Raw genomic sequence first — 14,328 nt, forward strand, 5'->3', positions numbered from 1 at the left:
GGTTAAAACCCGTCACTATAAATCCCAACAAAGCCATTAGTTAGACCATAATTACCATCGGGTTGTAAGGCTAGTGTTGAACCATTTAAAAAATCAATACTAGATATTATTTCTGTGTCAGCTTCCACTTCAGCTATGCTAAATACGCCGTTATCCTCTAGAGCAGGTGACCAATCAGTTGCTTTATCGCTAAGTTCTAGTTTTGCATGTTTAAATTCAAACCAAGAACCAATCGTTGGTTTTCCAGAACTACCGTATAGCTGAAACGAAAAGAATAAACCGGTTGTGTTTTCAGGAATGGTGAATGTTGTGTTAATTCGTTTAAAGACGTTATCTGAAAGTGTTTCAGTTATTGTAACTGCTCCACCAGTTTGAAAATCGCTCCAACCTCCACCCGCCTTTATATGTTGCGAGCGCCACGTCAATCTGCCACCTTTTAAATCAGTACGAACGTCAGCGCTTAGTGTGTATGTCTGTCCAGCTACAAGCTCGGTTTTAGCCATGTTAGTAGTGTCGGTTGACATGAAACGATAGAACAATTCGCTACCTGACGTAAATGTAACTCGAGTTATTCCATCAGAATAACTAAGATTGCCATAAATCGAAGTTGAAGCAGTACCCACATGCACCTTGTCTGATGATGTTGGAAGTGATGTGTTTAAAAGATAGTTGCGACCGATAATTTCACTGTCGCTGTCAATAACCTTAGCAGATAGTTCTTTTTCATTGCCACCTCCAAACATGCCAGCAGGCTCTTTGCCAATAGGGACTAAGCCCAATGGATATTCAACATAGCGTAGTGGAATTGTTGATCCAACCGCCAATTCCTTTGGAATAACAAAACGAATGCTACTCGTGCTATGCGTCTTAACGATTATGTCTTGCTTAACACCATCACGAAGCCCATTGTTTGGTTGAACAGATAACTTGTACTCAGTATTTGGCTGCAATCCAACAACATCAAACTTCTTATCCGTTACAGTCGCTTTGAGAACATCATCTTGATAAACCTTGTATTTCACGGCTCATCAACCCCTTTACTTCCATGTTAAAGAAACACCGCTTGCTGTAATATTTGAACTTGTCAAGTCAGTAACAGTAACCATTGCTTCATAGACTGTAATAGCAGCAGTCGCAGTTTTACCACTGGTTGTCTTAGCCGTAATTGTCACTGGACCAGTCTTTAACGCCTTAACGGTGCCATCTGTTCCAACAGTTGCAATCGTCGAATCACTTGATGTCCAAGTAACGTTATCAGTCGTATTGGCTGGTGTTAATGTCACTGTTGCCTTAACTGATTGACCAATCTCCATATCATCGACAATTCTAATCGTAATTGTGGTAGCTGGAACTGTAGCTGTTGTGACCGTCACAACATTTGATTTAGCTGACTCGGTTTTCCCGTTCCAAGCGCTAACAGCAAATGTATAAGTCTTATTTGCGGTCAAACCAGTAATCGTAACTGTCTTAACATTAGTTACTTCTTTAACCTTGACGTCATTTTGATAGATATAATAAATCATTCATTTCACTTCCAATCTAATTTTACAGAACTATCTGATAAAGGACTTACCACTAAAAATTTAGGAGCCTCTACAGTTGGCTTTGGTCACCGCCATTTGGATGTTCCGTAACATTAACGCCTAAATCAAATTTTAAAATACGGTTTTTATCAATAATGTACCAGCAACGATCAGCAGGTTGATAGACTGGATAGCCTGTTAGTGCAAAGCCGGCAGGTAATTCAATTTTGACTGTGTTAGCATCAACGTAGCTTTCCGTAGATTCGATAAACTTAGCTTTAGTGCCACCAAATATAGCAGCTTTACCAAAGCCACCAATTTCTGTACCAATAGCATCTTCATAGTAACTAACTGTAACGTCTGGGTTACGTCCCAGACCATGGTTAATGGTTACTAAATATCCTGATGGGATCGACATAGCTAGCATCTGTTCAATGTTCTCTAGCCGACCATCTAGCGTTGGGAATTTACCATAAATATTAGAGTCACGTGCATTAATCAATTCACTATCAACTGTTGCATTAGCAATAACAGCTTTAAATTGTTCTTCAATATCGGTTTGTCGTTTTTCAACGTCAACCTGCCGCTCTTCCATGATATCTTCGAAGCTATTAAGTGCTGTTTGGAATTGTTGAAGTGTAATCAGGCCTTGACTATATAAATAACCGCCTAATTGAATCCATTGAGCTAGTGTTTTTCGAACTTGTGCACCAAACATTTTATGAGCAAGTTGATCAGCATTTGTTTCTGCTTTTGATTGCAAATCAGAGCTTGGTGTAACAACCAAAGGTGGCGTTTCTGTCGGGTCTTGATAATCTATTTTTTTGTTGAAGGTCTTTTGTTCGTTTGTCCATTTAAGGAAATCTTCTGCCATTTTCTCACTCCTTTCTTAAATAGGCTTCTTTAAATCTTGAACTTGGTTCTGTATTCATATCGACATTTCCTAAAATACCATTGACGCTACCGACGCTTGTGTATTGCCATAAATCGTACGGATAAAGTGGCTTAGTAGAATTACCAACCGTTCCGTCATTAGCACCGTAGCTTGGTATCCAAATCATCGTTCGAGACGTATCAATACTTGGATATAGTGCGTTGCTTACATAAATAACAATCTTAGAATCAGGAACACCTAAAGAGTTGAGTTTATTCATATAAGCCGTAACCGCAGCAGTCAACGTTCCACTCGTGACCGAGTTGGCTTCCACATCAATCATCCAGAAGCGTGGTTGTTTACGACTACCAACGGCTGACTGTGCACGATTGTAGAAATCGTTGGCTTCTACTTCTGCGTCAGCAGCACTTACTGCCGAGAAGTAAGCATAAACAGCATAGTTAGCACCAGCACTGATTGCATTTGGAATGTTAGTAGCATATGTCTCATCAATATGAGAACTACCAGACTGAATACGAATAACCGATAACGCCAAACCGCCACTCACGACTTGAGCCCAGTTAATACTGCCTTGGAATTCGGAGACATCAATAATGACGCCTTCGTAATAGCCTTTATCAACATTAATTTGGTCTTGCAGTTGTTTAACCAGCTCTACAAGATCAGTAATTTGTTTGTCCTGATCTGATTGTGACGCTTCAAACTGTGCCGCTGTTGTTTTTGCATCGTTTGCGGTGTTGATAGCTTCTTGAGCTTGCCTGCTTGCCTCTAATGCTGAAGTTGATAGTTGATTCATCTTCACTTGCGCTTGCTGCAATTTCTGCTCTTGTTGCTTACGCAAAATAATCTCATATTGTTCCTGGCTTAATAGCTTATCTCCAATTGACAAAGTCGAACTTACCGGTGAACAAATATCAATTGACTGACCGACAATTCGCAAGTCTTCATTGATTGCCTGCAACGGATTAATGACGCGGTGATAATTACCGCAATCAAAATCATCAACATCTTTATGAATCATACTCAGATCAACTGCAGTAATTTGAAACTGTTCTTTGATTTCCTTTTGACTATCAAGTGTCTGCTGAGCCTTTGATTTCAGAATTGACGCAGTCTTGACGTCGTCCCAAGTAACCGGCATAACCACGCGACCGATTTTATCGATCATTTTCTGACTGTACAAAAAAGGACTGCCATTGTTGACAGTCTCAATCGTTAATCGTGGTTGTGATATTTCAGAATTAGTTTCTGTTTCGCCAGTTGATTCGGCACGAGCACCCAATGGTTTAATGATTGAATACATCGTGCTAGGATCAATCGTTCGTTTCAATGAAACTAAATTACTAGTCAAACGAATATCTTGATTACTCTTAACACCAATTACCGGCATGTAATCAAGGTAAAGTCCGTCTGATTCGTGACGTAATCTAATCTCACCGCCGTACTTATCAATTAGTTTCTCCTGAATCGTCTCATACGTCGTTTTGGCGTCATCAATCGACTTGTAGACATTGTCGGATGGACTAGTTACGGTGACAACACCGAGCTTTATTTTCTTATAAGAATCAACTTGTTTATTGTGCGCGTCAATCATACGCTGCAGGAATGAACGTAAATCATTGTTCTGCAACGCATAGTAATCCTGAACGGAATCATGCAAGAATGCTAAAAGCCCCTCACAAGTGACTTCCTTGTTAAGAATGCCACTACTTTCCATAGAATCAGTAGTTGGTAGAACTCTACCCTCAAAAAGAACCTTATTGAGGGTAGTGTTAGTTACTTTAACAAAAGTTGTTAGTCCAGTGAAGCTATTGTAGTAAGGTGACTTAGGACTGATACTAAACTGAAATGAATCAATAGAGCCAACATTTTTGGTAATTTTACCAGTCAGCAGCTTTGTATCATTATTGAATTCAGAGTGAATTGTGTGTTCATCGCCGTTAAATCCTTGTCTTACTGTGACGCGATACATTAGATCAACTCCTTATGCCAAACAAACGATAGCTTACCAGTACCAGTTACTGTTAGCTTATTCTCGCCAGTCATCAGTGTGAAGTCCGGACTATTGTAAGTGCCAGCTTCCAGCGTGAATGTGTTGTTGTTCATAGTAATCGTAAATGGAGCAGTTGAAATCAGCTGCGGAGCAACTGAATTAGTACCAACGTTGAACAGCGTAATTGTCTTACTGCCACTGATTTCATAATCCGTATTCTGTGCGATAGCCAGTTCAAAATTGAAGTCATCCCAAATGTCATTGCCTTCTACTAATTCACTGATTCGAAATGGATAACAAGTAAACTCAACTTCTAGCTTGCCAAACATTTGAAACTCAGTCCAGTTTGGTTCTTTTTGAACTTCTCCTAAATAATAGTAATTATTCATAACATCATCTTTAAGCTTGGTTTTATGAGTAGAATTCATCAACCAATTGACTGCCTTTGTCCACATTGTATATAGATGATCTTTACTCATATTATTAAATTCGTGTACATAAAACACAATCTTAATTGTGCGTTCATTATATACTTGCCCACCATACAGCCCAGATAAGTCTATAACATTACTAGTAAAAGGCAGAGGTTGAACTGCTTTTTGTTTGGCCGGCATACCAATGACCTTATCCAGAACATCAAGCCCAAAATCATTAGAACGCTGACCGTCAAATTCAATGCCATATTCATACTTAGATTTTAGCGTCAATCGCAAGTCCCCTACCTTTCAATTGATTGCGTCGTGCCGTTTCTGTTGAACCATACTGTTCGTACGCTGATGCAAACGAAGAACCATCAACGGTGGTTCTCTTGTTTGCAATAATTTGTAACAATTCAATCACTTTTGAATCATTAAGTACATATGACTTATCGGTAGCACTGTAAGCACTACCGCTGTTAGAATCAGAAAACGATTGTGTGTTTCTACCAGATGTTGTTACTGAAAAATTAGTTTGTATTGGATCATTGACGTGTGCTAAATTAGCTGCCATTTTGGCAATTTTACCGTTTGGGTCAGCTTTAATACGTGCGTTCATTGCTTCGATTAATAATTTATCTGCACTATTACGTGCTGGATTAACTACAATTTCAGGCTCACCAGGTACTTCACCGAATATGCTTGGTTTGTCTGCCCAGCCACCATTGGCATAACCATGACCATGACCAATAACTTGTAGCATAGATGAAGCACCGTAACGATGCTTAGCATAATTCATTGCAGCAAGCATATTATCATATCCATTAAAGATATTGCCGTGACCCGGGAATTTATAAGCGTTGAATGTTGCTGAAATAGTTTGTAACAACCCTTTGGCTAGATCACCGGTAAGTGTATTGATATCAACATATCCACCTTGAACAGCTTTCTCGTTACCGCCTGATTCTGATGAAATTTGTCTCAACCAAGCGTTGACATAATCACTTGAGGTGGGTAATCCATTAGCTTTTAAGGCAGCCTTAACTTGGCCTTTCCAGCGTTGAACGCCAGAGCCACTCGGCGCACCTTTGCCACCGCCACCGTCTCCAGTCTCTTCTTCAACTTTTTTCAAGCCTTTTTTAAACCAAGAACCAATTGGGTTAGTTAATTTACTGATAACGCCTTTAGCTAATTCACCAAAATTACCCAAGCTAGAATACATACCTGAAACAGATTTTTCAAATAATGATTCAACACTCTTGATGGGATGTTCAATAAACTTCGTGATAGCTTCAGTCTTTTCGCCTAACCATGAACCAACATCTGATAACTTATCCTTAACAGCGCCAACGATACCACCATCTTTATAATGTTCAACACCAGCCATTGACATAATTTGCTTAGTTTCATCGCCGTTATAAACACGCGTGCCAGGTTCAAGTGGCAAGATAGCATTCCTATCTTGAGCCATCATCAATTCGCCACTAGGCGTTTCAATAAGCTCTTTCCAGTTTTCAGTTGGAGAATCATTGACCATTGACAAATGACGTTCAACGACGCCACCTTGTGCAAATTTAACTGGTTTTAATTTTTTGATGCCTGTTTTTTTACCAGTAAAGAACTTCCAAACGTCATTAATAGCATTAACACCGGTATTAATAACATTGATTACGCCATTAATACCGTCAGCAGCATAACCTTTAATATCTTTCCAAATGCCTTTGAAGAAGTCACTTAGACCACCCCAAATATCGTGCCACTTGGTCTTAATCTTGTCTAAGATATCCGATAAAGTGCCGTGTACCGAGTTAATGCCTTTTGATGAAGTTTTCTTAATTGAATCCCATTTATCAGAGAACCAACTAGAAATTGCATTCCAAACGCGATGCCACAAATCAGAAATGGCATCTAAAGCGCCACTAATAACACTTTTGACTTTATTAATACCTTTTTTAGCGTGTCCTTGAATAGTCGACCACAGCTTATTAAACCAGCTAGATATAGCGTTCCAAACATCGTGCCACTTATCAGAAATAGCGTCTAAAGCGTCATGCATGATTTTACTAACTTTATTGACACTAGTTCGAATTGTAAGAGTAAACTTTTTCCAAAACTTGTTAAACCATTCTGAAATAGCGTCCCAAGTGTCTACCCACGTATCATGAACATCATCAAACCAATCTGTAAAGAACTTAGCGATCGGCTTAAACCACTTATTTACATTCCGTTTTAGACCACTGAAAAAGTCACCAAACCAATCAGAGATAGCATTCCAAACTTTACGCCACGCTTTTGAAACTGCATTAAACGAATTACTAAGCCAATTAGTAAAAGCGTCCCAAACGGTTGTGACTGCTTTTACTACCACTCTAAATTCATTTTGCAACGGCTTAATAATCGGCTTAACGATCATTGCGACTAAGCCAACTGGAATCATCATGGCGTAAAGTAATGTTTTACCAACATTTTTAAAGATGCCTGTCACTGCTTTAACGGCCACTTTAGCACCCTTTGTTAATTCGCCAGTAATGCCATCCCAAACACCGCTAATCTTCTTGACCATAGAGCTGAAACCAGATTTAATCTTGTCCCAAAGGTCATCAACCCAGTCTCTAAATCCCTTGTTGTTGTCGTACAATAGCTTCAAACCACCAGCGATCGGACTAGCGATTAAAAGTGCAAGGCCTTTCCAATTCTTACCAATCCAATCAACAGCTGCGCCTAAGCTATCAACGATTGCATCTTTGATCTTATTGAATTGCTTAGAGATATTCTTTTCCCAGTCGGCTTGACCGGTAAATACATCAGTAATGCCTTTCCATAGATCTTTTGCTTGTTTAACGACATCGCCAAACCATTCGCCAACGCCTTTAGCTAAGTCTTTAGCTTTATCAACTAAATCATTAACGAACTCACGGAATTTAGCGTTGTGCTTGTACAATTCATAGAATGCAGTACCAAGCGCTGCAATCGCTAAAACAATAGCAATAATCGGGTTAGCAGCTAACAAAGCCATAGCTTTACTAAAAGCACCACTAACGTTAGTGATCATACTTGGAACTTGCTTAGCAACATCAATTACAGTTGTTACGCCTTTTTTGATTGTCAATGCAGTTACTAAACCAGCAATCGCCGCACCTACTGCTTTGATTGCATCTTTATGTTTAGCAATACTTTCAAGCGCATCAGCAATTTTGTTAGTCGGTTTGACTGATTCTAGTGCCTTGTCATTCATTTGGTGGAATGCATCGGCAATTGCTCCGACAATATCGCCAAATGTTTCAAAGACGCCTTGAGCCATAATGCCAGCAATCTTGCCGAGTGGCTCTAGTATTTCTGTTGTCTTCTTGAAAAAGATATTTAAATCAGCAGCGACTGCATTAATCCATTGAAAAGACTGTGATAAATCAAATTTGCCTTTTGCTTTATCTGCACTATCACCAGATTCTTTAAACGCACTAGCAATACCTTTAATCGGCTTAACGATAGTATTCCAAACACCAGCGGTTAATATGCCTAATAATCCACCTAAAGCACCAGTTAATGGATGAATACTCTCTTTGAAGTTATCAAACCACTCACTGATATTTTTAAGCTTCTTACTCAAATTATCAGTGCTAATACCGGAAACATTAGCTTCAAAACTAGACTTAAACCACTTGAATACATCGCCAACTGTGCCAAAAGCGCTGCTAGTAATCGATGAAACAGCGTTAAAAGTATCGCTAATAATGCCTTTGTTTTTCTGAATTGAATCAACAGCTTTAGAAACAACGTCTGTTGCACCATTAATCATTCCAGTTAAGTTGCTCTTGCCGAATGAATCGATAATATCTTGAATAGCGCCAACTGCAGTTGCCTGTAAGTTACCAATCGCACCTTCAAATGTATCAGTGGACTTAGCGGCTTCAACCGCACCTTTGTTCATACCTAACTGCGTAACAGCTTTGTTGAACTCGTCTGCTGTAATTTGCCCTTCAGACATGGCATCACGGAAATTGCCAGTATAAGCGCCGTTCTTCTTCAATGCTTCTTGCAATACGCCAGAAGCACCAGGAATAGCATCGGCTAATTGATTCCAGTTTTCAGTCGTTAGTTTGCCAGCACCAGCGGTTTGGGTCATTACCATTGCAACGGACTTGAATGTGTCCGCATTACCGCCAGCTTGAGCGTTCAAGTTACCAGCAGCTTGAGTTAGCTCGGTATAGTTCTTAATGCCGTTAGCAGCTAATTGCGCTGTCGTATTAGATACATCAGACAAGTCATAAACAGTATCGTCAGCATATTTACGAACAGCTTTAGCAGCGGTATTAATTTCATCTTCACCAAAGCCACCAAGTTTCATTGTTGACCTGAACTTATCCATTGAATCAGAAGCATCTATTGCTTCGCTTCCTAAATCCTTAACTGCTGAACCAGCAGCAGTTACTGCATTGGTCAGCATTCCGCCAAGGAACGTACCAGTAAATACATCCTTCAAGTGTGAGAACTTGCCACCGGTATTTTCTGCGCCATCGCCGACATCATTGATACTTTCTCTAACAGCATCAGCATCAGATTTAACTTTATCTGTACCGTTCAAGATCATATCAATATTAATTGTGCCATCTGCTGCCATCTATTTACCTCCTTTCTCTTGTTTTTGAGCCTCCTTAGCTTGAAGTAACAAACCGTTGAAAATATCGGTCATCTGATCATTTAGCTTATTGACGTTCTGCCCCTCTAACGCGTAATAAGCTTGAGCTTCTGCCATTGCTGTTTGCTGTTCACCTTCGTAATCAGTCAAATTAGCTTGCCGAATTCGCATAATATGCTTGAAGTCTGTCTTATCGGATAAACCCGAAAATAGCGCTCGGAACTTATCCCATTGCAGAATGCCTTGCTGATCAACAAGATCAATTTGGTAATCCATCATAAATGATGAGTAGATAGCACCAGCGTCTTGAGAATATGAGAAGTATTTTTCTGGTTCAGATTGGTGTTCTGTACCGCTAGCACTGTCGTTATAGTTCCCATAAGCGGTTGTTTGAATGTAATTGGCAATATCTTCAACTGCTTTGATCATCGAATCAATTGATACATCTAGTTCTTTGCCAAAAAACATTTGAAAACCTGTCACTAATTTTTCAGCATCACTTATGTTTTCTTCTTCAACAAGTGAGTACCAACGAAGAACATTGTCATAACTCATATCAAAGTGATATATCTCGCCGGTTTCTTCATCAAGCCAAGTATCATCAATCGGTTGTGTGAGGCTTAACATCGCTCATTACTTCCGATGCTTTTTGCTGAACTTAGCGGTATTACTGTTCTTAACTGGATACTTCTTTTGCTTAGCAATAGCTGATTCATTGACGATGTCTTGGCTGTATTGATTGATAATTCCTAGAACTGCCACCAATGCAGATGTTGATTCGTTGTAATGCTCATAAATCCATTTAGCATCATCAGCAGAGAACAACTTGGTAAAGAACCCCATCACGATGCCATTAACTTTGCTAATTTGTTCTTCAACAAACTTAATTTGTTCAGTTACCGGCGCATTGTTAAGTTCTTTTTGCTTTTCTTCAGGCGTCTTTTCAATTTGGTTCATCAAGTCTGTAACGCGTAATTGGACTTCAGTAATCTCAGTTACTAATTTGTCATTGAAATGAGCAGTGAACTTTCGCCCACCAATTTCAAAATCACGCTGCATGTTCAACATTTCGTCAATATTTACAACATTAATTGCCATTTAAAGCACCTCGTTTTTGATTTTTGATAAAAATAAAAAAGGAAAGAATGATTATTCACTCTTTCCAATCTGTTTAATTACTTAGATTTAGCTGATAACTTTGCGCCTGTTTGAGTAGCACCGCCGTCACCTGTATCAGGTGCTGGCCGACCACTTGGCAAGATCATAGCGTCATTTTCATCACCGCTACCTGACTTTTCACCATTTAAGCCATCGCCTAAATCGTTGTTAGTACCGTCTGAAGATAATACTGGAGCACCATTAACTGACATCGTGAAACTGAATGTTTGCTTAGCATTCGAATTACCATTGAACGGAATGATAGCACTCAATGTGACATTTGCTGTCATGACATCGCCATATTGACCAGTCCAACGCGCCAAGGTCTTAACACTATCACCTGCTGCAAAGAAACGATCTGCCACATAGTCTTGTGCCGGATCATTAAGAACACGAACACCAGAAATAGCAAAACTTGCACGCTTAGACGTGATGTCAGTTGAACCAAAGCCTTTATCTGCATAATAGCTGCTTGTTTCAGATGTTTCGTTTGAAGCTGGTGTGATTTGAGTAATGCCTTCAGCAAGTAAAGCCCATTTAGCATTCTTGACATCTTCACTTTCAGCTTTTGGGTCTTGACCACTGTTAAGGTCAATTTCTAGTTTGTTAATCCAGTTTTCAGGATATTTAGCCATTTTTACACTCTCCTAATTTTTGTGTCTATATCAATTTCAAAATCAAGCAAATAAGTAAAATAACCTCGCTCATCAGCAACCGAGACATTCGGCAAACCGTTGAGTTCAAGGCTATTAAATGTGAACGAGCCATCTTGGCTCTCTAATTCATTCAAGCTATCGAGAAATGTGCTGATTTGCCACATCGTGCTGTCTGCAAGTTGTTGATCAGCCGTTCTAATACCAACCGAGTAAGGCAATACCTTGTTGCTGTTTCCAGCAAAATCTTCACTAACAACATGACCACCGGGATTAGCAAATACTTTCAAAGAATCATCAGCGTTCAAGAAGCCAACTTTACATTTCATTGGTAAATCATCGATAGAATTGATAACGTCACATAATCGTTCTGTTGCGTCCATTACAAGTTAGCCCCCTTATTGAAAGCACTAATCCAATCTTTGATGTATATTCCTTTAGCTTTTAAATCCCAACGCCTTGTTGTACCAGATGTCGAATAATGTTTGATCTGGCTACCATTAACTACACCGTAAAATTGTGGTTTGGCATATGGTGCGGTGTAACGGATTGATTCGTTGCCTTTATCAACATAAGAATCATTTCTCAAATTGCCTTGTCTTTTAGGAACATAACGTTCCATATCTGAGTGAGCTTGGTTCATGAACGCATAACGTCCACGCTTGATGTTCGTTGAATTAAGCTTCTTCTCTACACCGTTAAGGTCAATTGATACTTTTACACCCATTTACAGTGCCTCCAATTCATACGACCACAACTCATTACTGTAAGGATTGCGATTATCTACAATCTTCGTGATTGTGTAACGCTTATCCTCAAATATCAGCACTGAACCGACCTTATCTCGGTCTAGCTTAGGAATAGGTGTCGTAATTCCGGCATATAAAAAGACAACCGCATTAGCTACGATTGCCCGATTATTATTGTCGCCAGAATAGATTGTCTGTGGCTGAACTACACACTTCTCAACGTCATAGGGTTTAGTGATTGGCTTATCCCAATTATCGGTCTCACCTGTTACTAGTTCGATATGGACTGACTGATTACATAACTTTGGATCAACTTGCGGTAATCTCATCGATAATTCACCGCCCGAACCATAAAGCCTGCGCCAATTAACATTTCAGCAACCAACGATGACAAACCAGATGTTCCGTACATTGTGCCACTGTTACCAGCACTCTTTTGAATTGTTGTTCGGCCAATAGCAACTGATGAGATGTTATTGCTATCAATCAGCTCTTGACTACCAGTTACGCCGTTATCAACGAAGTATTCGCATTGAATTGCGAGTGCTTTTTTAAACGTTGCCGCCCGAATATGCTCCCACTTATCAGATGATGCATAGTCTTCATCAAGATTATTAGTTTGCCAATCTGGGTTATAAAAGTAGTCAGTGGCTAAATCAAGCAACAATTCTGTGCTCGGATAAACAGCTTCAAACGTTGCTTTATCATCAATCTTTGTGAAGCCAAGTGACTGGTAATCATCAAACGTTAGATAAGCCATCACTGATCACCTCTATTTCTTTGCTGACGTAGTCGCTGCTTTAGCTGCTTCTGGAGCTGACGCTGGAGTTGCGCCAATATAGATTGCCTTTTTAGCATTGTCGAATACAAATGCATCGTAATAATCCAAGCCTTTAATTGTGTCACGATAGCCTGAACGATCTTGATCTGCTGAAATTGTATCAACTGAACCATACTTAACAACCGGTGCAACCGCTGATAAAGGTGTAATGATAAAGTTCATTGTATCTGTGATTTCAGTACCGTTGAAACGATCCTTGGCAACTTTAAGGATTGGCACACCACCATCGATTTGAGCAACAGTACGATTAATGCCGTTAATTGCTTGTTGATTAGTCGTGAACGTCTTAGAAACGCCTTTAGCGTTCTTTAACATACGATAATACGCTGCGGAAACAAACATCACATAACCGCCCGGAATTTCGTTGTCAGTCATATATTCTTCGGCAGCATCATATGAATCCAAAACATTATCAGTTGTGATAGTATCTGTTACCTTTTTGCCCGAATTATCATACATTACTTGAACAGCCACTTTATCACGATGTGGTACTGTGATTAAACGTCGATGTTCACGGACAATATTTTCAATTGTTAAAGCTGCGTTTTCTGATTGATCTAAGCGGTCAACGTCATAACCAAACCAATCTTCGTGGGTTAATTTGAACGTTTCTTTTTCAATGTCAATATTTGAGCGTGCATTATCTTGGTTACGTTTGTATTGTGTGGCGTCCATAAATCCGCCCATTTTGTTGATTCGAACTTCGTTTGCACCAACGAAATCAGCTGCTGTGATACTGTTTGCACCTTGTTGTAAAACATCCCACACTTGTGAATCAGCACGGAACTCAGTGTCTAAAGTTGCTAAATCTTTGCTATCTAAAACTAATGTCATTTTGTTTCCTCCTATTTATCAGCGGACATTCGCTCCGCAATCTTTTGAGTTAAACTCTCTTCCGAACTTGCTCCAGTACCAGGATTGCCTAATGGTGTGATTTGAATATGATTGCTAGACGGTTCAGCTTTTTGTTCAAACAAGAAGTCGTTATCTTTCTTGACTGATTCAAGCTGTTCATCAAGACCTGTCAGATTGCCGTCTTTGTCTAATTGAATAGTTTCAGAGTCTAACAAAGCCTTAACTGCCTTAACATTCTTAGCACCAGCTTTGGTTAGTGCCATATCAGTCTGATAATCGATTTTTGTCTTAGCTAAGTCAGATTGATATTGTTCAGCATCTTCTTTGTTCTTAGACTGTAACTGTTCAATTTGGGCTTTAAGATCTTCATCGCCTTTATGATCTTTTTTGATCGTATCAAGCTGGCCACTGACAGTATCAAGTTGCGTCTGCAAACCATCTCGCTCGCCCTCTAGGTTATTGACTTTTTCTTTTAAGCCGTTGACATCACTGCCATGCATTGCCATCACACTACCAAGCTGTTCATCGGTTAACCCTAATTCTTTTAATTCTTCTCGTTTCATGTACTACACTCCCTAACATTTTTTTACGTGGAACGACCACGATTTG

At 39.6% G+C, this 14,328-nt stretch carries 15 protein-coding genes; all 15 read right to left on the reverse strand.

The window, feature by feature from the left end:
- Nucleotides 1-2: 2 nt before the first annotated feature.
- Nucleotides 3-1,022, reverse strand: a complete 1,020-nt coding sequence (locus FC84_RS03680; protein ID WP_057755643.1) for a hypothetical protein — start codon at nt 1,020-1,022, stop codon at nt 3-5.
- A gap of 15 nt (nt 1,023-1,037) precedes the next feature.
- The gene (locus FC84_RS03685) at nt 1,038-1,523 is read right to left on the reverse strand and encodes an Ig-like domain-containing protein (RefSeq protein ID WP_057755651.1); all 486 of its coding nucleotides are present in this window, start codon (nt 1,521-1,523) and stop codon (nt 1,038-1,040) included.
- A gap of 70 nt (nt 1,524-1,593) precedes the next feature.
- On the reverse strand, nt 1,594-2,397 hold the full coding sequence (locus FC84_RS03690; RefSeq protein ID WP_057755653.1) for a hypothetical protein: 804 nt from the start codon (nt 2,395-2,397) through the stop codon (nt 1,594-1,596).
- 4 nt (nt 2,398-2,401) lie between these two features.
- Entirely contained in the window at nt 2,402-4,390 is a 1,989-nt protein-coding gene (locus FC84_RS08855; RefSeq protein WP_083479517.1) for a GH25 family lysozyme, read from the reverse strand.
- Nucleotides 4,390-5,124, reverse strand: coding sequence for a phage tail family protein (locus tag FC84_RS03700; protein ID WP_162257964.1), 735 nt, complete (start codon nt 5,122-5,124; stop codon nt 4,390-4,392). Before FC84_RS03700 ends, FC84_RS08855 begins: the two co-directional genes overlap by 1 nt.
- Nucleotides 5,102-9,445, reverse strand: a complete 4,344-nt coding sequence (locus tag FC84_RS03705) for a tape measure protein (RefSeq protein WP_057755659.1) — start codon at nt 9,443-9,445, stop codon at nt 5,102-5,104. Before FC84_RS03705 ends, FC84_RS03700 begins: the two co-directional genes overlap by 23 nt.
- Complete coding sequence (locus tag FC84_RS03710) at nt 9,446-10,090, reverse strand: Gp15 family bacteriophage protein (RefSeq protein WP_057755670.1); 645 nt, start codon at nt 10,088-10,090, stop codon at nt 9,446-9,448.
- Between the two features lie 6 nt (nt 10,091-10,096).
- Entirely contained in the window at nt 10,097-10,561 is a 465-nt protein-coding gene (locus FC84_RS03715) for a hypothetical protein (RefSeq protein WP_057755672.1), read from the reverse strand.
- 77 nt (nt 10,562-10,638) lie between these two features.
- Nucleotides 10,639-11,256 carry a phage tail tube protein gene (locus tag FC84_RS03720; RefSeq protein ID WP_057755674.1) on the reverse strand — a complete coding sequence of 206 codons (618 nt, stop codon included), beginning with the start codon at nt 11,254-11,256 and terminating at the stop codon, nt 10,639-10,641.
- A gap of 2 nt (nt 11,257-11,258) precedes the next feature.
- Nucleotides 11,259-11,657: a minor capsid protein gene (locus FC84_RS03725; protein ID WP_057755675.1), complete on the reverse strand. Its 399-nt coding sequence runs from the start codon at nt 11,655-11,657 to the stop codon at nt 11,259-11,261.
- The gene (locus tag FC84_RS03730) at nt 11,657-12,001 is read right to left on the reverse strand and encodes a minor capsid protein (RefSeq protein WP_057755677.1); all 345 of its coding nucleotides are present in this window, start codon (nt 11,999-12,001) and stop codon (nt 11,657-11,659) included. Before FC84_RS03730 ends, FC84_RS03725 begins: the two co-directional genes overlap by 1 nt.
- Nucleotides 12,002-12,352, reverse strand: a complete 351-nt coding sequence (locus FC84_RS03735; RefSeq protein WP_057755679.1) for a putative minor capsid protein — start codon at nt 12,350-12,352, stop codon at nt 12,002-12,004. It lies immediately after the preceding gene.
- Nucleotides 12,349-12,783 (reverse strand): hypothetical protein, encoded by a 435-nt coding sequence (locus tag FC84_RS03740; RefSeq protein WP_057755682.1) that lies wholly within the window; start codon nt 12,781-12,783, stop codon nt 12,349-12,351. Before FC84_RS03740 ends, FC84_RS03735 begins: the two co-directional genes overlap by 4 nt.
- A gap of 12 nt (nt 12,784-12,795) precedes the next feature.
- Complete coding sequence (locus tag FC84_RS03745; protein ID WP_057755684.1) at nt 12,796-13,698, reverse strand: hypothetical protein; 903 nt, start codon at nt 13,696-13,698, stop codon at nt 12,796-12,798.
- A gap of 11 nt (nt 13,699-13,709) precedes the next feature.
- The gene (locus tag FC84_RS03750) at nt 13,710-14,282 is read right to left on the reverse strand and encodes a phage scaffolding protein (protein ID WP_057755686.1); all 573 of its coding nucleotides are present in this window, start codon (nt 14,280-14,282) and stop codon (nt 13,710-13,712) included.
- Between the last annotated feature and the right edge of the window lie 46 nt (nt 14,283-14,328).

It is taken from the genome of Lapidilactobacillus dextrinicus DSM 20335, from assembly GCF_001436095.1.
Lineage (GTDB): Bacteria > Bacillota > Bacilli > Lactobacillales > Lactobacillaceae > Lapidilactobacillus > Lapidilactobacillus dextrinicus.

Coding starts and splice junctions, on each gene's coding strand:
- FC84_RS03735 (WP_057755679.1), bottom strand. CDS start 12,352: ATGAGATTACCGCAAGTTGATCCAAAGTTATGTAATCAGTCAGTCCAT.
- FC84_RS03685 (WP_057755651.1), bottom strand. CDS start 1,523: ATGATTTATTATATCTATCAAAATGACGTCAAGGTTAAAGAAGTAACT.
- FC84_RS03715 (WP_057755672.1), bottom strand. CDS start 10,561: ATGGCAATTAATGTTGTAAATATTGACGAAATGTTGAACATGCAGCGT.
- FC84_RS03720 (WP_057755674.1), bottom strand. CDS start 11,256: ATGGCTAAATATCCTGAAAACTGGATTAACAAACTAGAAATTGACCTT.
- FC84_RS03750 (WP_057755686.1), bottom strand. CDS start 14,282: ATGAAACGAGAAGAATTAAAAGAATTAGGGTTAACCGATGAACAGCTT.
- FC84_RS03725 (WP_057755675.1), bottom strand. CDS start 11,657: ATGGACGCAACAGAACGATTATGTGACGTTATCAATTCTATCGATGAT.
- FC84_RS03730 (WP_057755677.1), bottom strand. CDS start 12,001: ATGGGTGTAAAAGTATCAATTGACCTTAACGGTGTAGAGAAGAAGCTT.
- FC84_RS03740 (WP_057755682.1), bottom strand. CDS start 12,783: ATGGCTTATCTAACGTTTGATGATTACCAGTCACTTGGCTTCACAAAG.
- FC84_RS03705 (WP_057755659.1), bottom strand. CDS start 9,445: ATGGCAGCAGATGGCACAATTAATATTGATATGATCTTGAACGGTACA.
- FC84_RS03690 (WP_057755653.1), bottom strand. CDS start 2,397: ATGGCAGAAGATTTCCTTAAATGGACAAACGAACAAAAGACCTTCAAC.
- FC84_RS03745 (WP_057755684.1), bottom strand. CDS start 13,698: ATGACATTAGTTTTAGATAGCAAAGATTTAGCAACTTTAGACACTGAG.
- FC84_RS03710 (WP_057755670.1), bottom strand. CDS start 10,090: ATGTTAAGCCTCACACAACCGATTGATGATACTTGGCTTGATGAAGAA.
- FC84_RS08855 (WP_083479517.1), bottom strand. CDS start 4,390: ATGTATCGCGTCACAGTAAGACAAGGATTTAACGGCGATGAACACACA.